General features: G+C 41.4%; 19 protein-coding genes and 1 other RNA gene. 11 read left to right on the forward strand and 9 right to left on the reverse strand.

The annotated features are described in order from the left end of the window. Window positions 1-139: 139 nt before the first annotated feature. Window positions 140-1,831 carry a M23 family metallopeptidase gene (locus OQ279_RS03975; protein ID WP_266068516.1) on the reverse strand — a complete coding sequence of 564 codons (1,692 nt, stop codon included), beginning with the start codon at window positions 1,829-1,831 and terminating at the stop codon, window positions 140-142. 182 nt (window positions 1,832-2,013) lie between these two features. Here OQ279_RS03975 and OQ279_RS03980 point away from each other — a divergent pair, with 182 nt between their 5' ends. From OQ279_RS03980 to OQ279_RS04000, 5 genes are all read left to right on the forward strand, one after another. Beyond that, window positions 2,014-2,304, forward strand: coding sequence for a coiled-coil domain-containing protein (locus tag OQ279_RS03980; protein ID WP_266068518.1), 291 nt, complete (start codon window positions 2,014-2,016; stop codon window positions 2,302-2,304). Window positions 2,305-2,316: 12 nt separating this feature from the next. Further along, on the forward strand, window positions 2,317-2,607 hold the full coding sequence (locus tag OQ279_RS03985; protein WP_265163332.1) for a cell division protein ZapA: 291 nt from the start codon (window positions 2,317-2,319) through the stop codon (window positions 2,605-2,607). 59 nt (window positions 2,608-2,666) lie between these two features. Beyond that, window positions 2,667-2,773: non-coding RNA, 6S RNA (gene ssrS, locus OQ279_RS03990), on the forward strand. Window positions 2,774-2,823: 50 nt separating this feature from the next. After that, window positions 2,824-4,395 (forward strand): ribonuclease Y, encoded by a 1,572-nt coding sequence (gene rny / locus OQ279_RS03995; protein ID WP_266068519.1) that lies wholly within the window; start codon window positions 2,824-2,826, stop codon window positions 4,393-4,395. A 108-nt stretch (window positions 4,396-4,503) separates the two neighbouring features. Continuing rightward, entirely contained in the window at window positions 4,504-4,932 is a 429-nt protein-coding gene (locus tag OQ279_RS04000) for a hypothetical protein (RefSeq protein WP_266068520.1), read from the forward strand. Between the two features lie 45 nt (window positions 4,933-4,977). Here the strand turns inward: OQ279_RS04000 and pncA are convergent, their stop codons facing one another. The 3 genes from pncA to OQ279_RS04015 are packed head-to-tail and all read right to left on the reverse strand — an operon-like array spanning window position 4,978 to window position 7,925. Then, window positions 4,978-5,583: a bifunctional nicotinamidase/pyrazinamidase gene (gene pncA, locus OQ279_RS04005; protein WP_266068521.1), complete on the reverse strand. Its 606-nt coding sequence runs from the start codon at window positions 5,581-5,583 to the stop codon at window positions 4,978-4,980. After that, window positions 5,580-6,992, reverse strand: a complete 1,413-nt coding sequence (locus OQ279_RS04010; protein ID WP_266068522.1) for a nicotinate phosphoribosyltransferase — start codon at window positions 6,990-6,992, stop codon at window positions 5,580-5,582. The genes pncA and OQ279_RS04010 overlap by 4 nt, the downstream gene beginning before the upstream one ends. Before the next feature lie 36 nt (window positions 6,993-7,028). Continuing rightward, the gene (locus OQ279_RS04015; protein WP_266068524.1) at window positions 7,029-7,925 is read right to left on the reverse strand and encodes a transporter; all 897 of its coding nucleotides are present in this window, start codon (window positions 7,923-7,925) and stop codon (window positions 7,029-7,031) included. Window positions 7,926-8,030: 105 nt separating this feature from the next. Between OQ279_RS04015 and OQ279_RS04020 the strand changes: the two genes are divergently transcribed. From OQ279_RS04020 to OQ279_RS04035, 4 genes are read left to right on the forward strand one after another with little or no spacing between them, the layout of a single operon-like run. Further along, complete coding sequence (locus OQ279_RS04020) at window positions 8,031-8,309, forward strand: DUF4834 domain-containing protein (RefSeq protein ID WP_266068526.1); 279 nt, start codon at window positions 8,031-8,033, stop codon at window positions 8,307-8,309. Window positions 8,310-8,333: 24 nt separating this feature from the next. Then, window positions 8,334-10,754, forward strand: coding sequence for a YfhO family protein (locus tag OQ279_RS04025; RefSeq protein WP_266068527.1), 2,421 nt, complete (start codon window positions 8,334-8,336; stop codon window positions 10,752-10,754). 21 nt (window positions 10,755-10,775) lie between these two features. Then, complete coding sequence (locus OQ279_RS04030) at window positions 10,776-12,059, forward strand: glycosyltransferase (RefSeq protein ID WP_266068528.1); 1,284 nt, start codon at window positions 10,776-10,778, stop codon at window positions 12,057-12,059. After that, entirely contained in the window at window positions 12,059-13,522 is a 1,464-nt protein-coding gene (locus OQ279_RS04035; protein WP_266068530.1) for a lipopolysaccharide biosynthesis protein, read from the forward strand. Before OQ279_RS04030 ends, OQ279_RS04035 begins: the two co-directional genes overlap by 1 nt. Window positions 13,523-13,608: 86 nt before the next feature. Here OQ279_RS04035 and OQ279_RS04040 read toward each other — a convergent pair whose 3' ends face one another. Together OQ279_RS04040 and uvrA are read right to left on the reverse strand one after the other, a co-directional pair. Then, entirely contained in the window at window positions 13,609-14,658 is a 1,050-nt protein-coding gene (locus tag OQ279_RS04040) for a hypothetical protein (RefSeq protein WP_266068532.1), read from the reverse strand. 260 nt (window positions 14,659-14,918) lie between these two features. Then, window positions 14,919-17,705: an excinuclease ABC subunit UvrA gene (gene uvrA, locus OQ279_RS04045; protein ID WP_266068533.1), complete on the reverse strand. Its 2,787-nt coding sequence runs from the start codon at window positions 17,703-17,705 to the stop codon at window positions 14,919-14,921. Window positions 17,706-17,949: 244 nt separating this feature from the next. Between uvrA and OQ279_RS04050 the strand changes: the two genes are divergently transcribed. Further along, window positions 17,950-18,534, forward strand: coding sequence for an RNA polymerase sigma factor (locus OQ279_RS04050; protein WP_266068534.1), 585 nt, complete (start codon window positions 17,950-17,952; stop codon window positions 18,532-18,534). A gap of 212 nt (window positions 18,535-18,746) precedes the next feature. On the opposite strand, the gene OQ279_RS04055 is transcribed toward OQ279_RS04050, so the two are convergent. Further along, on the reverse strand, window positions 18,747-19,409 hold the full coding sequence (locus OQ279_RS04055) for an endonuclease III domain-containing protein (RefSeq protein WP_266068535.1): 663 nt from the start codon (window positions 19,407-19,409) through the stop codon (window positions 18,747-18,749). Window positions 19,410-19,441: 32 nt separating this feature from the next. Here OQ279_RS04055 and bcp point away from each other — a divergent pair, with 32 nt between their 5' ends. Next, window positions 19,442-19,891, forward strand: a complete 450-nt coding sequence (gene bcp, locus OQ279_RS04060; RefSeq protein ID WP_266068537.1) for a thioredoxin-dependent thiol peroxidase — start codon at window positions 19,442-19,444, stop codon at window positions 19,889-19,891. A gap of 39 nt (window positions 19,892-19,930) precedes the next feature. Here the strand turns inward: bcp and OQ279_RS04065 are convergent, their stop codons facing one another. Both OQ279_RS04065 and OQ279_RS04070 read right to left on the reverse strand, forming a co-directional pair. Continuing rightward, window positions 19,931-20,305 carry a hypothetical protein gene (locus OQ279_RS04065; protein ID WP_266068538.1) on the reverse strand — a complete coding sequence of 125 codons (375 nt, stop codon included), beginning with the start codon at window positions 20,303-20,305 and terminating at the stop codon, window positions 19,931-19,933. 6 nt (window positions 20,306-20,311) lie between these two features. Next, complete coding sequence (locus OQ279_RS04070) at window positions 20,312-21,511, reverse strand: alanine dehydrogenase (RefSeq protein ID WP_266068540.1); 1,200 nt, start codon at window positions 21,509-21,511, stop codon at window positions 20,312-20,314. Window positions 21,512-21,538: the final 27 nt, after the last annotated feature.

The raw sequence follows: 21,538 nt of genomic DNA on the forward strand, positions 1-21,538 counted from the left end.
TTGAAAAAAGTTCTTTTCAGAATTTTAAAGGAACTTAAAAAATGACATTTTTGGAACCAACAGGTCTAACCGTTAGCTTTGAATTTCTGCTAAAGGCCGCTAATGCAGGAAAAGCTGGATAAATACTTCAGCTGAAAACCTATTTTCTAAAGAACGTGCTTTCAAAAACAGTTGTATTTCCTACGTTATCAATTACTTCCAGCTTCAGGTGATTTTCGGTGTCAGTGACTACCCCATCGACAAAATCGTGAGTGAGTAAATTCCTTTTATATTCATATTCCATCAGGATAAACTTTCCATTCACTGTTGCCCGGTAGCTTTTAATGCCTGAAAGATCATCGGAGATATTGATTTTCAGGTCTTTATTGCCTGAGATCCACTGTCCGTCCCTAAAGTTAACAGGTGTTACGGTAGGCGCTTTCACGTCCCTGCCTAAAGTGTAGGTGCCAAAAGTGCGGGTTTTGGTGGTAAATCTTTCCCCGTCTTTGGTAGTGCCTGAATATTGAGGATTTCCCCATTTGTTGAGTCTGGCAATAAACATTTGCTCCCTGTCTTCAGGGGTATACTTGCTAACATCAAAGCCTATGCTGATGTTCGAATGAATGGGAATTACGTCTTCGTGCAGGCTTACCTTTTCATCTTCAAAGCTAACATCAAGGTAAGCATCCTGATAGAGACTGTTTTCGGGAATATAAATGTCTATACCATTGCTTTCAAACTGAGCTCCTGTACTTGCAGGGACAAAAAAATCGGTGATTTTGGAAGGGTCTTCTTTAATGTCATTGCGATGTTTTCCTTCTATAGGCACGTGAACTATACGCTCATTGCCTGCAAAATCACTTACTTTTATCGTATAGTTATACGAAAGGCTGTCCTGCACATTAAGATAGCCTTCATTTTTCACGTCACTGTAAATGCTTAATGGATTGGAAGGTTCTACGAAAAGCTTCTGGATCCTGCTATTGTTCTGGGTATAATATCCGTAATCTATCAACTGGTTGAGGTGGCGGGTTTCTGCAAATGAGAATTTTTCAAAATTGACCTGCAGGAGTTTTTCGCCATTAGCACTGCTTTCAATTTTATAAACGCCGTTTTGATTTGGGGCTGCATTAAGTTGATCTACTGCAGTAATCCCAAAACCTATCTCCCCGCAGGCATCAATTTTTTCAGCTCTAAAAGAACCATCCTGCTGTGGTATAAGCCTAAGTTTCTGTCTAGTGGCCGAACCATTTACATGTGCTTCTTCTCCCGCCGGGTAAACAAACAAGGCCGACACGATTGGCGCGCGGGTGTCTTCGAGTTCTATTCCAAACATGAGCGGGTTCATTGGGCGCTGCTCGCCATCCCTTATCTCGAAGTGCAGGTGCGGGCCGCCGCTGCCACCGGTATTTCCGCTATTGGCAATAAGTTCCCCTCTTTCTACAGAAATTTCGGAAGCAGTTGGATAAACTTCTACCTCATAGCTTTCATTTTGATATTGCAGCTTCTTAATATAGGCTTCAATCTCTGGAGAAAAGTTCTTCAGGTGGCCGTATACTGTAGTGTATCCATTGGGGTGCTGAATGTAAAGTGCTTTTCCGTAACCATAGTGAGAAACATTTATTCGGCTTACATAACCTTCAGCAGAAGCATACACCGGTAACCCTTCCCGTTGCTGTGTCTTAATATCGAGCCCACTGTGAAAATGATTGGATCTCAATTCTCCAAACGTGCCGGCAAGAGCCAGGGGTACCTGAAGCGGATCATCAAAATAGCTTGTGGGAACGTTGGTAACCTGTGCCGACACAACAAAACCGGTTAAGAATAGGAGAGGGGCAAGTATTCTTTTCATGTAAGGGAATTTTTACTTTTTAATAGCGGGTTAAAGATACCAAAACCCGGGCATAAAATTAAACCCTTATTTTTGAGGAAGTTAAAATTATTTTAAAGCGCAACTCAAAATAGAGTTCAAAATATTGGGATATTTCGGCAGGTATATTAACTTTGTGAGGGTAAGCAGCAGGTTTAGCTTTAATGAGTGATTTAACAGAAATAATTGATATTCTTGAAGGTAGGGTTGAGAAGTTGCTTCAGAATTATAAAAAACTGGAGCAGAAACAACAAAGCCTTCAGGAGGAATTAACTTCTTTAAGATCCGAAAAACAAAGATTACAGGAAAGCCTGGAGTCTTCAGAAAACAGGGTAAAAACTCTTAAAGCTGCCAACGCCTTGCTGGGCAGTAATGATTATAAAAAAGAAACCAAGCTTAAAATAAATAGCTTGATCAGGGAAATAGATCAATGTATTGTTCACCTCTCTGAATAGAAGAATAAAAAAATGTCGAATCAGCTTAAAATAAAGATCTCTATTGCAGACAGGGTATATCCCATGACCATTCTTCCTGAGCAGGAAGAGGGGCTTCGAAAGGCTGCAAAAAAAATAGAGTTCATGATTAAGCAATTTGAACAGAGTTATGCCGTTAGGGATAAGCAGGATGTGCTGGCAATGTGTGCCTTACAGTTTGCTGCCCAAACCGAGCAAAAATCAATTGACCGCAGCAGTGAAGTACTTTTGGCTGAAGATAAATTGAAAGCGCTCAATGACCTGCTTGACAAACACTTGGTTTAACTGTTCTTTGAATTAGAAAATAAAGGTTACTGCCTGTATTAGTTAATTTATTTTGATAAACTCAACACCAATTCTTTAAAAAGGGTGAGTTTAAGTTGTAAAAGCAAGCCGCCTTTGAGCGGATCCTTGATCAGCTTGTTAGCCCTAAACTTGATTTAGAGAGTTTATACAAATCAACGACTAGTACAGGCTTTTTTTTTACATAAAAACTAACTAATGGATACACTAACTATAGCGATCACTATTATTTCACTTGTCCTGGGACTGGCAATTGGATTTGGACTGGCAAAGTACCTGGAGAAGAAGAACGCTTCCAAAATTATTCAAAGAGCTAAAAAATCGGCAGCCGGGATTTTAAAAGAAGCCAAACAGGAAGCTGAAGGGATCAAGAAAGACAAGATCCTACAGGCTAAAGAAAAATTCATCGAATTAAAGTCCGAACACGAAAAGGTTATTCTTTCGAGGGACAAGAAAATTGCTGATGCCGAAAAGAGGGTAAGGGATAAAGAATCCCAGGTTTCCAGCGAACTTGCCAGGAATAAAAACCTGAACAAGGATCTGGAAGAAAAAATTGCCGATTATAATCACCGAAACGATGTTCTGGAGAAAAAGCAGGAAGAAGTAGATAAACTTCATTCCAGCAAAGTTCAGCAACTGGAGGTCATCTCCGGGCTTTCAGCCGAAGATGCCCGGGCACAACTTGTAGAGTCATTAAAGGATACTGCAAAAGCCGATGCCATGGCCCTTATTCAGGATACCATTGAGGAGGCTAAACTTACTGCGCAGCAGGAGGCGAAAAAAATCATTGTAAACACTATACAGCGCATTGGTACCGAAGAAGCCATAGACAACTGCGTCTCGGTATTTAACCTTGAAAGTGACGATGTAAAAGGACGAATTATTGGTAGGGAAGGTCGAAACATTCGCGCTATTGAAGCTGCGACAGGAGTGGAGATCATTGTTGACGATACCCCGGAAGCAATCATTCTTTCCTGTTTTGATTCGGTAAGAAGGGAAGTAGCCCGCCTGTCGCTCCACAAACTTGTAACCGACGGAAGGATTCACCCGGCACGTATTGAAGAAGTGGTCAAGAAAACTACCAAACAAATAGAAGAGGAGATCATTGAAGTTGGAAAACGCACTGTGATAGATCTTGGAATACACGGATTGCATCCAGAATTGATACGGATTGTAGGACGAATGAAGTATCGTTCTTCTTACGGTCAAAACCTGCTGCAACACTCAAGAGAAGTTGCGAAGTTATGCGGAGTTATGGCTGCTGAGCTCGGTTTAAATGCAAAAATGGCCAAACGCGCAGGATTACTTCACGATATTGGTAAAGTGCCAGATGCAGAGACTGAAGTACCTCACGCAATCCTTGGTATGCAATGGGCTGAAAAATACGGAGAGAAACCTGAAGTTTGCAACGCTATTGGAGCCCACCACGATGAAATTGAAATGACGTCCCTATTATCTCCAATCATACAGGTTTGTGATGCTATAAGCGGAGCCAGGCCGGGTGCGAGAAGACAGGTATTGGATTCTTACATTCAAAGGTTGAAAGATCTTGAAGATATCGCTTTTGGTTTTGGCGGAGTGAAAAAAGCCTATGCAATACAGGCAGGAAGAGAATTGAGGGTGATCGTGGAAAGCGAAAAGGTTAGCGATGAAAAAGCATCCAATCTTTCTTTTGAGATCTCTCAAAAGATCCAGACAGACATGACCTATCCGGGGCAGGTGAAAATTACCGTAATACGCGAAACCCGTGCGGTGAATATCGCCAAATAATAGAAGAAAACCTTTATTTCAAAAACTCCCGGTTCTTAAAAGAGTCGGGAGTTTTTTTATTGGTAACAGTAATCTTTTTGTAACTTAAGACTATAACCAAAAGCCGTTATGAAAAAGAAAAACATCTTAAAATTCCTTTTTCTGGTAGTTCTGTTTTATCCTTTATTCACACTGTTTAGTGCTGTTGGAAATTTAGGAGATGTTGGGCTGCAGGAGGCTCATGAGTCGGTATTAAATTACCAAATAAGCATCTGGGTGAGCTGGCTTGTGCTGGTTGTGGCTTCGGTGTATTTCAAATGGAACAAGCAAAAGAATTTCTTTTTCTTCTTTACTTATGCTTTCGTTTTGGTGGCTTTTGGCTTTCTTGGATATTTGGGTCAAAAATTAGTGACCCAATATGACCTACCCAACAAATTTATGGACGGTTATTCTTTTGGGGTACTTCATGCATTGCAGCACATTATAAGCTCTGTGGTGCTCACTGGCTTTTTGCAAGCCGCAGTATGGTGGTTTACCCGAAGGTGGCACCGGCGTTAGTTATGAGTAAGAGTTTTGAGCTATGGGTGTCAAAAATGGCATTTTTCAAAGCTCTTTTGAATGAGTTATTCTTCCGCCATTTCTAATAATATCTTCTCTAATTTTATCAAATTCTTCCGGAAGAAGGGGCACGGCTGCGTCTTCGATCAGCGTTGCTTTAAAACCTGCTTTAAGGGCATCAAGTAAGCTGAAATAAACACAAATATCTGCAGCAAGTCCGCAAAAATAGAGTTCAACAGCTCCTCTTTCCTTTAAATATCCGCCAAGCCCAGTGATCTTCTTGTGGCCGTTATCAAAAAAGCCACTATAACTGTCTATTTCAGGGTCCATTCCTTTTCTAAAAATGGCTTCTATGGGTTTTGTTTCCAGGTTGGGATGAAAATCGGCTCCTTTTGTGCCCTGCACACAGTGCACCGGCCAAAGCTTTTGTTCCAGTCCATTAAGGTCAATTACCTCAAACTCGTTTTTTCCGGGATGATTTACGGCAAAGCTTTTATGCTCTTTTGGGTGCCAGTCCTGGGTGGCTATTACGAGTTCAAATTTCGGAAGAATTTGATTGATCACCGGGATGATCCTGTCTCCATCTTTAACTTCAAGTGCACCGCCCGGCATAAAATCTATTTGGGCATCTACTATGATGAGTGTTTTCATGATCTCTTATTTTTGTGTTCTTCGATCAGGGAATTTCTTTCATCCTTGAGTTTTCCACTTATACCTACTTTATAGATATGCGGATTAAAGAACCTCTTGTATTCCGTAGGAAGTTGTTCCAGTCTCTTTTTGCTGAATTCCTTTATTTCTTTGATACTGGTCTCTTTGTGAACCCTCTTTTGATCTTCCATGACCAGGCTCAAAAGTTCTTCTTTTTCTACATCGCCAACAAACCGGAATTTTAAAGGATCGTAGGGATGGTACATCATTTCAGGATTTCCTTCACCTGCCACACAAACCACGTCGGCACCCAAAAAGTTACCTGAATCATCAAGCAATCTATACACTTGCTTGCGATGTGGCAGGGTTACTTTAGCAATAGTTTCCGAAAGTTTGATCCTGGGCTTGTTCTTAAAAAGAGATAGTTTATAGACGCCATCCAGGGCGGCATCGGGCTTTCCTGTAACCAGGTTTGTTCCCACCCCAAAAATATCTATAGGCGCTTCCTGATCGAGCAAACTCTTGATAAGATGCTCGTCCAGCTGATTGGAAACTGATATTTTTACGTAATCCAGCCCCGCTTTGTCCAACATCTCACGAGATTTTCTTGCTAAATAAGCAAGGTCACCGCTATCGAGCCTAATTCCCTTGAGCTTTTCGCCACGGCTTTCCATCTCTTTACCAACCTGTATGGCATTAGGAATTCCGCTCTTCAAGGTATCGTAAGTGTCTACCAGTAAAATGGCATTTTTGGGATGAATTTCAGCAAAATCCCTGAATGCATCCAGCTCGTTTTCATAACTCTGAATAAAGGAATGCGCCATGGTGCCTGAAACCGGAAAGTGAAAATCCCTTCCGGCACGGGTATTACTTGTGGCTTCAAAGCCGCCGATAATAGCTGCCCTGCTCGCGTGATAGCCCCCAAACCCCTGTGCTCTTCTAAGTCCGAAATCTATCAACGTACTGCCTTTAGCCTGAATAGCCATTCTTGCTGCTTTTGTAGCAATGAGCGTCTGGAAATTCAGCACATTCAAAAGTAGGGTTTCAATGATCTGGGCTTCAATGATATTTGCCTCTACTCTCACCACGGGAGCACCGGGAAATACCACGTCTCCTTCTTTCATGCTGAAGATCTTTCCGCGGAAGCGAAAATCTTTAAGGTAGTCGAGGTATTCTTTAGAGAAGTTTTGAGTGCTGAGAAACTCCAGGTCTTTATCTGAAAATTTAAAATCCTGAAGGTAATCCAGGAGGGTTTCGAGCCCGGCGAATATTGCAAAGCCCCCTTCAAAAGGTAATTTCCTGAAAAAATAATCGAAAATGGCAGTCTCTTCTGCTTCTCCTTTGCTGAAGTATACCTGTCCCATTGTGAGCTGGTACTGATCTGTGTAAGTACCGCTTATATCTATCATGCCAGATGCTTTAAATTTATGTTCTGTTTAGAATAATTAGAGTTCTTGTTGCGCTTCAAGGTACTGGTCTTGCTTGTGCCAGTCAAACCTGTAAGAAACTCCGGTAGCAACCTGCCATCTCGAAGGTGTGTCTTTGAAATTGATAAGCCCTGAGATATCTGCCTGGAAGTTTTTGTGAAAGAGGTAAGCAAAACCGCCACGAACAATCTCATCGCTGTAGATATCGCTGATCAATGTCTGGAATTCTCCAAACACTGCAAACTTCTTTGAGAAAGAGTGGGTGAGCGTACCTATACCCGAATAAGTTGGAGAATCATCTCCAATCCTGTCGGCAATAATGTTAAGGACCAGGACCCAGGGACCCCAGTTGTTTTGAGAAATTACAGCGGCACGAGGTGAGAATTTTGACTGCCCCTCATAGAGAAACGGGTTGTCACCGAATGAAAAATTGGCGCCGGCATACAAAGATACTGCGGGTACCAGGGTACTCCAGTCAAAGCGTTGATTGGCCTTCCAGCTGTAAAGATTGGGTTTCTTCTCTTTTGCATCTTTATTGGGGTCGTATACCAGGTATTTTACTCCTATGGCATTAGCATCGAAATTGGATATTTCGTAAGCCTCGTTGTTGGCTCCAACCACGTAATTGGTGGTTTGATTGAGGTAAGACCCCATCAGGTTGATCTCGAGCTCTTCAAAGAGGAACCCAAATCTTATGGCGTAATCTATTCCCCAAAGATCGGTATCCGTCTGTAGCAGCTCATGAGTGTCGTTCCCTAATTTTGCCCCGGTTTCTACCTGAAGCACCATGGGCCCTACAGCAAAAGCCCCCTGGGAATTTCCGGGCCTGTTTGAATTAATGGTTTCTGTATATTGAGCAGTGGCATTAAAACTTCCGAAGAAACAAAAGAGAAAAAAAGTCAGGTAGATCCTCATATTAGAGCTGATTGGTGATGATCAAATATAGAGTTTTTCTCATTTTTTTTGGTTGCAGCAATGGTTTTCTTTGAGTAGAATAGTAATTTTACCAAAACTTTTAGAATGCACGAAGCTTCATTGACCGAGGTATTGAGGGTGTTACTTATAGTCCTTCTTGTTTACTTTGGTTTAAAATTATTAATACGCTGGTTTGGCCCCATACTACTTCGTTGGGTCTTAAAGAAGATTGGAAAGAAGTTTGAACAGCGTTTTAGCCAGTTTGATCCTGGCAGAGGGCAACAACGGCAACAGGGTGAGGTGAGCATTGAAAAAAAGCCTAAAAGCACCCCTAAATCAAAGAATGACGTGGGAGAGTATATCGATTATGAAGAAATTGACTAATTTCCGCTCCAAAACTCTCTTCGTATGAATTTTTCCCTAAAGAAAGTACTGCCTCACATTTTTGTTTTCCTGGGATTTATTATAATTTCTCTTGCCTACTTCTATCCTGTACTTCAGGGGAAGGAAATCTACCAGAGTGATATTGCCCAGTATATAGGGATGTCCCGTCAACAAAATGATTTTAGGGCCGAGACAGGCGAGGAGCCGTACTGGACCGATGCTGCTTTTGGTGGGATGCCCACGTACCAACTGGGTGCAAATTATCCTCATAACTACATTAAAGAACTGGACAGAACCCTGCGTTTTTTACCCCGCCCAGCCGATTATCTATTTCTGTACTTCCTGGGGATCTATATTTTACTTCTGGTCCTAAAAATTGATTACAGGCTGGCCTTTTTGGGAGCACTGGCTTTTGGGTTTTCTACCTATCTCATTATTATACTTGGAGTAGGGCACAACGCAAAAGCTCATGCCATTGCCTATATGCCGTGGGTGATAGGCGGTATTTTGCTGTGCTTCAGGCAAAAATATATTATAGGATTTTTACTGCTGGCCTTCGGAATGGCACTGGAAATAAGTGCTAATCACTTCCAGATGACTTTTTACCTACTCCTGCTGGTGATCGTAATAGGAATAGTGTATTTGATCGAAGCCTTCAGGAAAAAGACGTTACCCGAATTCTTTAAGGCACTTGCTGTGATGGTAGTTGCAGTAGTGTTGGCAATAGGCACGAATGCTACCAATCTTTTGGCCACCCAGGAATATGCCGACTTTAGTACTCGTGGAGATACCGGACTTACTATTAACCCCGAAGGTACTCCAGAGAAGTCTAGCGGACTTGATTACAATTATATCACCGAATACAGTTATGGAGTTCTGGAAAGCTTTAACCTTTTCATACCGCGTTTTATGGGAGGTTCGAGCGCAGAAAACCTGGGGACAGATTCTGCCGTTTATTCGCAGTTGCTGCAGTTGGGTGCAAACCCAATACAGGCGGCACAATTTGCAGAAGCAGCCCCCACTTACTGGGGAGATCAACCTTTTGTGGGTGCCCCGGCCTATGTTGGCGCCACGGTACTTTTCTTGTTTGTCTTTGCACTTTTTCTGGTGCGGGGAAAACTGAAATGGTGGGTGGTTGGAGGTTCCCTGTTGGCCCTGATACTCTCATTTGGTAAAAACTATCCTTTTGAATTTATAACCCGCTTTTTTATTGAATATGTGCCGCTTTACAACAAATTCAGGGCGGTGTCTTCAATTCAGGTGATTTTAGAATTGTGTATTCCGGTGCTTGCTATCGCCGGGCTTTCCCGGTTGTTCTTTAAAGAAGAAAGTGTGGAAAGAAAAGTTTATTCAATAAAATGGGCCACAATAATTACGGGCGGTATTGCCTTATTGTTCCTGCTGTTTAGGGGAGCTTTCAGTTTTACAGGCGCAAGCGACGGAGTGCTAATTCAGCAGCTGGGGCCCGAGTTTGTGAGGGCATTAAAGGAAGATCGCAAAGCCGTCTTTACGGCTGACGCCATTCGTTCCCTGGTGTATGTGCTGCTCACTGCCGCAGTACTCTGGTTTTTTGTGAAACAAAAACTTAACCGGAATTTGACATTTTTGGGACTTGGGTTGCTCATTCTTGTTGATTTAGTTGGCGTTGATAAAAGATACGTTGATAGCGAAGATTTTGTAAGATCAAGTGTGGTGAACAGGCCTTTCCAGGCTACTGAAGCCGATAGGGAGATTATTAGGGATGAGAGCCACTACAGGGTTTTTGACCTTACCGGCAGTCCTTTTAATACGGCCCGCACATCATTTTTCCACAATTCTATAGGAGGTTACCATGCCGCAAAGCCGGGCAGGATGCAGGAGCTTTATGACTTCTATTTGTCACAAAACAATCTGCAGGTGCTCAATATGCTCAACACCAAATACTTCATTATTCCTACGGAAGAGGGTGCTGTAGCTCAGGCAAATCCTGAAACTAATGGCAATGCATGGTTCATTCAGGAAGTGAAAATGGTAGAGAACGCGAATGAAGCTATTCAGGCGCTCGATGGTATCAACACCAAAAGAGTGGCGGTTGTAGACGATGATTTTGCTGAATTCCTTCCAAAAAAGCAGTTTGAAGCCGATAGTACAGCGAGTATTGAATTAGTTTCTTATCAGCCGAATGAATTGATTTACCGTGCTTCTGCAGAAAGCGATCGTATGGCGGTTTTTTCCGAAATTTATTACCCGCACGGGTGGCAAGCTTATATTGACGGTGAGAAAGTTCCGCATTTTAGAGCAAATTACGTGCTGCGGGCAATGATGGTGCCTGTAGGAGAACACGAGATCACCTTTAGGTTTGAGCCAGAAGTAGTAAAGACGGGAAGTTCAATTGCGTTAGCCAGTTCTATAGTTTTAGGGCTCTTGTTGATTGGTGGTCTTTTCTGGAAGATACGACGTAAGTAATTTGACATTTTAAGCAGGGCTATGAAAAAAGTACTTATAGTTACTTATTACTGGCCCCCGGCCGGTGGCCCCGGGGTGCAGCGGTGGCTTAAATTTGTAAAATATCTTCCTGAAAATGGAATAGAACCTATAGTTTATACCCCCGAAAATCCTCATTACCCTCTGAAAGATACCAGTCTTGAAGCCGAAATTCCTTCAGAAATAAAGGTGCTTAAAAATGCCATTTTTGAACCCTATGCTGTCGCCGGAATGCTGTCAAAAAAGGATACGGAAAAGATTAGCTCCGGAATTATTCCGAAGGAACAAAAGCAGGGCTTTTTGCAGAAGTTCATGCTTTTCATTCGGGGTAACTTCTTTATTCCCGATGCGCGGAAGTTCTGGATAAAACCTTCAGTAAAATATCTTACAAGCTACCTGAAGGAGCATGAAATTGATACGATAATTACTACAGGGCCGCCCCACAGTATGCACCTTATTGGTATGGAGCTTAAAAAAACAATGGGTGTAAAGTGGCTGGCCGATTTTCGCGATCCCTGGACGCAGATTGGGTACCACAGCAAGTTAAAACTGCTTCCCGCTTCCCGTAAAAAACACCAGGAACTGGAAAAAGAGGTGCTGCAGAGCGCCGAAAAAATTATAACCACCAGTTTTACCACTAAAGCGGAATTTCTTTCAAAAACGAAGAGGCCTGTTGAAGTAATTACTAACGGATATGATGTTGAGAAGGTAGAAAAACTTCCAATGGACGAAAAGTTTAGTATTTCGCATATAGGCTCGTTGCTTTCAGGAAGAAATCCGGAGAATCTATGGCAGGCGATTTCAGAGTTAATTACCGAAAATGAAGATTTTGCAAAAGATTTTCAGCTTAAGCTTGTGGGAGCAGTGGGAGATCCGGTTTTGGAGAGTATTCAAAAATGGCATTTGGAAGAGTGGTTGGTTTTAAAGAATTACGTGTCTCATTCAGAAGCTTTACAATTGCAGAAAAGTTCGCAGTTGCTCCTGCTAATTGAAATAGATAGTGAGGAAACAAAGGGAATAATTCCTGGGAAATTGTTTGAGTATATGGTGAGTGAACGTCCCATTCTTGCGGTAGGGCCTGTAGATGCCGATATTGAAAAGATCATTAGAGAAACCAATACAGGGTCTTATTTTCTGTACCCTCAAAAAGGGGAAATTAAGGCTTACATTTTAGAGAAGTATGAACTCTTCAAAAAAGGCGAATTGAGGTCGTATCCCATAGGTTTGCAGCAGTACAGCAGGAGTGCCCTTGCAAAGAGATTGGCAAATCTTATAAAGCAGTTGTAATGGGAATTATTGTAAGCCAATCGGCCAAAAACCTTGCTACCACTTATGTTGGTTTTGGAATTGGTGCCATCAATACTTTATTTCTCTACACCAATTTTCTTACGCCCGAGTATTATGGGCTCGTTGGTTTTCTATTATCGGCTGCTAGTCTTATTTGGCCGTTAATGGCTTTTGGAGTGCACAATACCCTGGTGAAGTTTTATACTTTTTACGATTCCAAAGAAGAAAAAGACAGGCTGCTGAGTGTAATCCTGCTTTTGCCGCTGGGAATTTCCCTGATTTTAGGGTTGATCGGTTACTTCTCATATGACTTGCTACTCGATTATTTTTCAGACGGGGAGGGGCTTGTAAAACCTTATATCTGGCTCATTTTTGTCATTGCCCTGGCGACTTCATATTTTGAGATTTTCTTTTCGTGGGCAAAGGTGGCCTATAAAAGTGTCTTCGGAAATTTTATGAAGGAAGTTTTTCACAGGGGATGTATTTCTCTGCTTCTTCTTGCGGTTTACTTCGGATATCTTTCGGTGGAAGAATTTGTTTATGCCGTGGGTGCAGTTTTTGTGTTAAGACTGGTTCTAATGATGTTTTATGCCTTCAATTTGTACTTTCCGAAACTTAGTTTTTCATTTCCGAAGAATAAAAGTTTTATCCTGAAGTATTCTGCTTTAATTCTCATAGCAGGTTCAGTAGCAATGGTTTTACTCGATCTTGATAAAGTGATGATTGAAAGGTTTCTTCCTATTGAAATGGTTGCGGTGTATGGGATTGCGGTTTATATTTCTTCTGTAATCGCTGTTCCTTCGCGGGCGATGCACCAAATAACGTATCCAATGACGGCTACGCTGCTCAATAAAAAAGATAAAAAAGGACTTTTAGAGCTCTATGAAAAAAGTTCCCTGAATTTACTGATAATAAGCGGACTTATCTTTTTAGTGATCATTACTAATATTTCCCAGCTTTACGCCCTCATTCCCGACGAATACCAGATTAGCTATGTGATTGTAATTTTGATTAGTGCTGTGAAGCTTTACGATAACCTGCTGGGGAACAACAATAGTATTCTTTTTAATTCAGATTATTACCGCCTGGTGCTGGCCATTGGTGTTTTTCTGGCTGTGCTGGCGTTTGTTCTCAATATTTTGCTTATTCCCGTTCTCGGACTTTTAGGAGCGGCGCTGGCAACCTTTTTAGCGTTTGCCTGTTACAATACAGTAAAGTTGATCATTGTGCTCAGGAAATTTAAAATTCATCCATTTTCAAAAGAGACAGCTTACAGTCTGCTTCTCATCCTGATATTTGGATTAGGATTTTACTTTTGGGAATTTTCATGGCACCCGGTGATCAATATAGTGCTTAAATCGGGCATCATCGGAGTGCTATACGTCCTGGTGATCTATGTGCTAAAATTATCTCCCGAAATAAACAAGATCATTGAAAAGACCTTGAGACTTCCGCAGAGATAGATTTTAAGGCAGCAGGGGTATTAAAATAAAAATCTCCGGCGCTAATGCAACCGGAGATTTACCAACTAACCAACCAAACTAATTATTTAATCTCTTCCTCGAGAACTTCTGGTCTCTCTTGCAGGAGTTGAAGTTTTGGTAGCGGGATTAACCGTCTCTGCCGACCTTCTTGTTCTGCTCTCTGCCTGTACGCTTCTTTGCGGGAAAGTGTTTATTGAAGTGTTATTTCTATTTGTACTTCGTTGTTCATTCCGTACAGAACGATTTTCTGTGCGGCTTTGTCGGGCTTCCTGTTGGTGAACTGCAGGAGTTTGAGCTCTTGAAGTCCTTGTTCTTTGTACTGCTTTTTCTCTTGAAGGTAACATCTGCTGAGAATCCCTGTAATTATTTCTTGCCTGCGGCACAGATACTGGGGCATTTGTAGCAGTAGCATTTTCAATTCTTTCCTGCTTCTGTGCTTCTGTCCTTCTTCCACGGTGATAGGAGGTAACCCTGTCGCCCGGTTTGTAGTAGCTCTTCTGAAAAGAGTTCCTGTCAAAATGATTATTATAATAGTACTTTTTATAGCTGTTGTACTTCATTCTGTAAGGTTCATAATGCAGGCGGTAAGGCTGATTGTAAACCACAGAGAAGTTTGTAGGCCTCATGTAGTAATCATGCCATGGCCTATAAACGTAATTTACATTTCTATTGTTTATAAAACCTGAAGTATGACTATACCTGTGGTAAGGATCGTAATGCACAAAGAGGTTCCCAACCCTGTTCACCATTCCAAAAGCATTATACCTTATCTGAACCCGTCCGGCCTGAACAATTCTTCCGTAGTAATCATAATAAACCGGGACATTCTCAATTTGAATTACAGCACCGTAATCGTCATACTGTACAAAGGGACCGTAGTTATAACCGGAATTATAGCTGTAATTAATATGAGGAGAAACCCTCTGGAAATTTGCCTGTGGATGAAAGAAGAAATCAAACTGCCCATCTGGAAAAACGGCAAATTCAACCCCTCTTTCCACAAAAATGAAAGCTTCTTCATCAGCCCTGCGATCAAAATTTCCCTGTGCTTCAGGAGAGGCATTGGAGGTAACACCTACAAGCATCATTGTCAATAAGAGGTAAATTTTTTTCATGATAAATGGATTTGAGGTTAAGACCTGTGTACTCGTTAAAAAAAGTACATTAACTTATATTCAAACTACGTGCCACAAATTAGAAAACCCCGCGAACATTAAGCTCAACGGGGTTTCCAAACTAACCAACCAAAAATTATTAATTACAATCTAATTATGTAAACATTACTCTTGCAATTATTAATTCTGATTCAAAGGCTGTGCCAAGATTCTAAATTTGATCTTTTATAGTGTTAAATTCTAAGCTGGAATATATGCTTCTATAATTTTTCCTTGAGAAAAGGAGCCGTATAGGATTTTTTGTTCTTTGCTACTTCTTCAGGGGTTCCCGCAGCAATAAGTTGGCCGCCTGTGTCACCACCTTCAGGTCCCAGGTCAATAACATGATCGGCACATTTTACAAGATCCATATTGTGCTCAATTACAATTACCGAATGCCCTTTTGCTAAAAGTGCATTAAATGATTTGAGTAGCTTTTGAATATCGTGAAAATGTAAACCTGTGGTGGGTTCATCAAAAATAAACAACGCTTTTTCTTTTGAACTTCCTTTTACCAGGAAAGACGCAAGTTTAATCCTTTGGGCTTCCCCGCCCGACAGGGTAGAAGAGCTTTGCCCGAGTTGGACATAGCCAAGACCCACATCCTGCAGTGGTTTTAGCTTTGCAGTGATCTTGTCTTCCCCGTTTTCGCTGAAAAAATTAACGGCATCATCAATGGTCATGCTAAGCACATCATCAATATTTTTTCCGGCGAAGTTCACTTCTAAAACTTCCTTTTTAAAACGCTTGCCATTACAGGTTTCACAAAGCAGGTGAACGTCGGCCATGAACTGCATTTCAATAGTTACTTCTCCTTCGCCTTTACAGGTTTCACAACGCCCACCATCTACATTGAACGAAAAATGTTTGGGTTTGTAACCGCGAATATCACTTAGCTTTTGATTGGAGAACAGGTTCCTAATATCGTCATAGGCTTTAATGTAGGTCACGGGGTTGGAGCGTGAGGAACGGCCAATAGGATTCTGATCTACAAATTCAATTGTGGTAACATTTCCAAACTTCCCTTCAATTCGGGTAAACTGTCCGGCTTTTTCTCCATAGCCCCCAATTTCCTTGCGCAGGGCAGGATAAAGTATTTTTTTGATCAGAGTACTTTTTCCACTTCCTGAAACCCCCGTTACTGCTGTAAAAACACCCAGCGGAAATCTTACATCCAAATTTTTAAGGTTGTTCTCCCTGGCGCCTATAATGTCAACAAAGTATTTATAATCCCGTCTTTTAGAAGGAACTTTGATCTCAAGAACGTTGTTGAGGTATTGTGCGGTGAGAGAATCTGAAATAAGAATATCAGCATAGGTCCCGGCAGCAACGACTTCTCCGCCGTTGGTGCCGGCTTCAGGACCAATGTCAATAATCTCGTCTGCAGCTTTCATGATATCTTCATCATGTTCTACGACAATTACAGTATTACCAAGATCACGAAGAGATTTAAGGACTTCAATGAGCTTTAACGTATCGCGGGGATGCAATCCAATAGAAGGTTCATCAAGAATATACATAGAACCCACAAGGCTACTGCCGAGGGAAGTGGCGAGGTTAATTCGCTGAGATTCTCCTCCCGAGAGGGTGTTCGATTTTCTGTTTAAAGTCAAATAATTGAGGCCTACTTTTAAAAGAAATCCAAGCCTGTTGTTTATTTCGGTAAGCAGCCTTTTTGCAATGGCGGCATCTGATTCATTTAAATCTAAGTTTGCAAAGAAGTCGGCTACTTTATTGACCGGCATTTCTACCAGTTGGGTAATTGTAGCTCCTCCTACCTTTACATAATTAGCTTCGGGGCGCAACCTTTTTCCTTTACATACAGAACATTTTGTTTTTCCGCGATAGCGGGAAAGCATTACACGGTTCTGAATTTTGTAAGCCTTGGATTCCAGGAAAGCAAAGAATTGATTTAATCCTTCAAAATACTGGTTCCCATTCCAGATAAGATCTTTTTGCTCCTGTGTGAGTTCAAAATAAGGCTTGTGAATTGGGAAATTGAATTTGTGGCTGTTATTTACCAATTGATCCCTGTACCAGCTCATGCTGTCACCACGCCACGGAAAAATGGCATTTTCGTACACCGATAAACCGGTATTGGGAATGACAAGATCTTCGTCAATACCAATCACATCTCCATAACCTTCGCATTTTGGGCAGGCACCATAAGGATTATTGAAGCTGAACAAATGCACGTTAGGCTCCAGAAAAGTCATGCCGTCAAGCTCAAACTTATTACTGAACTGCCTGATCTTACTGTCTGATAAACTTTCAATGAATAATTCCCCTTTTCCTTCAAAAAAGGCAGTTTGAGTAGCGTCTCCAAGCCGATTTAGAAAATCTTCATCATCTTTCACCACAATCCTGTCTACTACAAGAAACAGGTCTTTTTCTGCTATTTTTGAAAGGTCAGCTTCATCGATCCGCAGTACATCACCTTTGTACTTTATACGGCTGTATCCCTGTTGTAGCAAAACTTTCAGTTTTTCCTGTGGCGTGCGACTTTGTTCTACATGAACAGGTGCCAAAAGTAGCATTTTTGACCCCTCAGGAAAAGATTGTACATAATTCACTACATCGGTAACAGTGTCTTTTTTCACTTCCTCTCCCGAAACAGGGGAGTAGGTTCTTCCAATTCGGGCAAAAAGGAGTTTCAGGTAATCGTATATTTCCGTAGAAGTTCCAACGGTTGAACGTGGATTGGTGGAATTTACCTTTTGTTCGATTGCAATAGCCGGGGCAATCCCTTTTATAGAGTCTACCTGTGGCTTGTTCAGCCTTCCCAGGAACTGTCGGGCATAAGATGATAAACTTTCAACGTACCGGCGTTGGCCTTCGGCGTACAAGGTATCGAAAGCCAAAGATGATTTTCCCGATCCCGAAAGCCCGGTTAGAACCACCAGCTTATTCCGGGGAATTACTACGTTTATATTCTTTAGGTTATGAAGGCGTGCTCCTTTTATTATTATGTTCTCTTTTGGATCTACTCCTGAGATATCTACTTGCATACTTTATTTTGTGTTGTAACAGCAAAGGTACTCAAACTTCAAATTTTTGAGTAAGGTGTGTGGTATAATAACTGTTTCTGTGCTAACATGTTAAAAACATTAACCTTTTATTTGCATTAGTGAATTTTTTCCTTTTATATTTGCTGATATAATCTAAAATCATTTTTGCCTATTGCATAAAGTTACTTTGAACTTGTAATAACTAACCCCCAGGCCACCCCAACAGCCTGCAAAAGTAACTCTTATGGATAACGCCGAGGCAAATGATGCTTTGCTCGTAAAGAGCTATATGGAAGGAGACGAGCAGTCACTTTCTATTCTTATCAACCGTCATCAACAACGAATTTACAGTTTTATCTTTTCGAAGGTCTTTGATAAAGATGTTGCTGAAGATATCTTTCAGGATACCTTCATTAAAGTGATCAAAACCCTGAAAAGAGGAAAATACAACGAAGAAGGGAAGTTTCTTCCGTGGGTGATGCGTATTGCTCATAACCTGGTGATAGATCACTTCAGAAAAAACAAAAGGATGCCCAAGTTTGAGAACAGTGGCGACTTTAACATTTTTTCTGTGTTGTGCGATTCAGGTTTAAATGCCGAAAAACAGATCATCAAAGATCAGATTGAGGCAGATGTTCAGGAGCTAATTAAAGAATTACCTGAAGATCAACTGGAAGTGCTGGTTATGAGGATCTATAAAGACATGAGTTTTAAAGAAATTTCAGAAAGAACCGGCGTAAGTATTAACACAGCATTGGGGAGAATGAGGTATGCTTTGATCAATCTTCGAAAAGTTATTGAAAAGCACAATTTAGTTTTAACTAATTAGCACAATAAGATTAGCGTCTGGCCGTTATTATGTTACAACTTTAAAAGTTCAATAATGGCGAAACTCTACTCTCGAAAAAAATTGCAACCCATGAACCCAAAAAAGGAAACCATAAGCTTCCTTTTAAGCTATTCTAAAGCTTTAAGAATAAACACTTACAAGAAGCTGGAATTTGAATCAATTTTAAACTAATTGAACAAAAAAAAGATCTGCTAACGGCGGATCTTTTTTTTGTGATATTCTTCCAAAACTGTTTTGCGGCCTATGGTTTTGGTGATGATATCCTTCTCCAGGTTCCATCCTCTTGCGGGGGAATATTCCCTGCCGTACCAAATGATTTGAAGGTGAAGCTCATTCCATAATTCCTTCGGAAAAAGGCGTTTTGCGTCCTTCTCTGTCTGTACCACATTTTTCCCGTTAGAGAGATTCCATCTGTACATGAGCCGGTGGATATGTGTATCTACGGGAAATGCCGGGATGTTGAATGCCTGAGACATTACCACGCTGGCGGTTTTATGCCCAACGGCAGGAAGCTCTTCGAGTGCATCAATATCTTCTGGTACCTCGCCGTGGTATTTTTCAATAAGTATTTTTGAAAGGCCGTAGATGCCTTTAGCTTTCATAGGAGATAAGCCTACAGGTTTTATTATCTCCCTGATCTCTTCTTCGGAAAGTTTTACCATCGCATAAGGATTGTCTGCCCTCGCGAAGAGTAAAGGAGTGATTTGATTGACCCTAACATCTGTACTTTGCGCTGAAAGCAGCACGGCAATCAACAGGGTGTAAGGATCTTTATGATCTAATGGAATAGGGACGTTTGGGTAAATATCTGCTAAAGTGTCTATGACAAATTGAACTTTTTCCTGCTTGGTCATTAATGTGTAACTTTGAAACAAAAGTACTAATTATGACAACACTTCAACCAGGCGATAAAGCGCCCAATTTTTCAGCCACAGATCAGGAAGGGAAAAAACATACTCTGGAAGATTATAAAGGAAAAAAATTAGTCATCTTCTTTTACCCTAAAGCGAGTACTCTAGGTTGTACTGCCGAGGCTTGCAATTTGAGAGACAATTATGAAGCTTTTCAGGCTAAAGGTTATGAAATTTTAGGAGTAAGTGCCGATTCACCAAAGCGGCAGCAGAACTTTAAAGAGAAGAATAACCTGCCTTTTCCATTGTTGGCCGATGAAGACAAAGAAGTGATCAATGCCTTTAAGGTATGGGGTCCAAAGAAATTTATGGGAAAAGAATACGACGGAATTCACCGCACCACTTTTGTTATTGATGAGCAGGGTGTAATTGCTGATGTGATTTCAAAAGTAAAGACTAAAGAGCACGCGGGGCAAATCCTTTAAAGGATTAAATTAAATGGATAAGGAATAATATTATGAATGTTATTCTTTCTTCCAGATCTTCTGAAGGGTGGCAAGAGAATCACAGTTCTCGAAAAGCATTTCCAGTTCTCCTGAATCTGAATCTCCTGTCACCATATAAACTTTACAGGAATCGGGATCTGTATTGCTGCGGCTGAAATCTACATCTCCTTTATGCAGAACTCTGGTAATAGAGGCTGTATCTATTTGCAGCCTCTCAATCTCAGAAATGGCTTCGTGGGAATATGCTCTTTCCTTTTTCCTAATATTCTTAAGTACGCGTGCATCGGGGCCGTAAGCGCAGGAAGTTTTTTTTCCGCTAAGAAAAAACGCAAGTATGATCAATCCTATGGCAAAACCTCCAAGGTAATAGCCGAGTCTGTGAATAAATTTCATGGAGCATTAAAAAATAAGCAGGTTGATATCTCTATAAGAAAGATCAAACCATTCAGCAATAGATTTGTTGGTTAAAATTCCGTGGTAAAAGTACAAACCATTTCGCAGACCTCTGTCAAATCTTAAGGTATTTTCAAGGCCACCCTGTTCTGCGATGTGTAGTAGATAGGGTGTAAAAATGTTGCTTATAGAAAGGGAAGCAGTTCTGGCATATCGGGACGGGATGTTAGGGACGCAATAATGAACCACTCCGTTCTTTACAAACGTGGGCTTATCGTGTGTGGTAATCTCACTGGTCTCAAAGCAACCTCCCATATCTATACTCACATCTATAACCACAGCACCTTTCTTCATGTGTTCTACCATGGTCTCGGTAACGAGGATAGGGGAACGGTTCTTTCCACGAACTGCTCCTATCACCACATCACTTCTTTTTAAAGCTTTGATGAGATTCTTTGGCTGAATTGTAGATGTATGCAAAGGCCTCCCAAGGTTCGCCTGCACTGCCCTTAATCTGGTAAGAGAATTATCAAAAATCTTGACATTTGCACCCAGGCCAAGTGCAGAGCGGGCGGCAAATTCACCTACTGTGCCGGCACCAAGAATGGTAACTTCAATGGGAGGAACTCCGCTAATGTTTCCAAACATGAGTCCGTTCCCGGCAGGATTATTGCTCATAATCTCAGAGGCAATAAGTATAGAGGCTGTACCGGCAATCTCACTAAGAGCCCTAACCGCCGGGTAGGAACCATCGTCATCTTTTATAAATTCAAAAGCCAGGGCCGTAATTCTCTTGGAAGCCAGCTTTTGAAAATAGGCTTTCTTTTGTGTTTTTAGCTGAAGTGCTGATATAATGGTTGTCTGCGGATTCACCATATCAAGTTCCTCGAGGGTAGGAGGTTCTACCTTAAGGATCATGGGGCAGGAAAAGACCTTCCTGGTATCTTTAGTGATTTCGGCTCCTGCCTCAGAATAATCTTTGTCACTGAATTTGGCGCCTTCCCCGGCATTGGATTCTATAAGTACTCGATGGCCATGTGCTGTCATGGCAGCTACCGCATCGGGACTAAGACAAACCCTCTTTTCCTGATAAGCGTTTTCTTTAGGGATACCAATAAATAACTGGCCTTTATGTTTATAGACTTCCAGGGTTTCTTCCTGCGGAATTAATTGTTCCCTGGTAAAGGGAGATAGCTGCTCTGTCATAATCTGTTGGTCACAAAGATAAAATTA

This window comes from Salinimicrobium profundisediminis (genome assembly GCF_026241755.1).
In the GTDB taxonomy this organism is placed as follows: Bacteria; Bacteroidota; Bacteroidia; order Flavobacteriales; family Flavobacteriaceae; genus Salinimicrobium; species Salinimicrobium profundisediminis.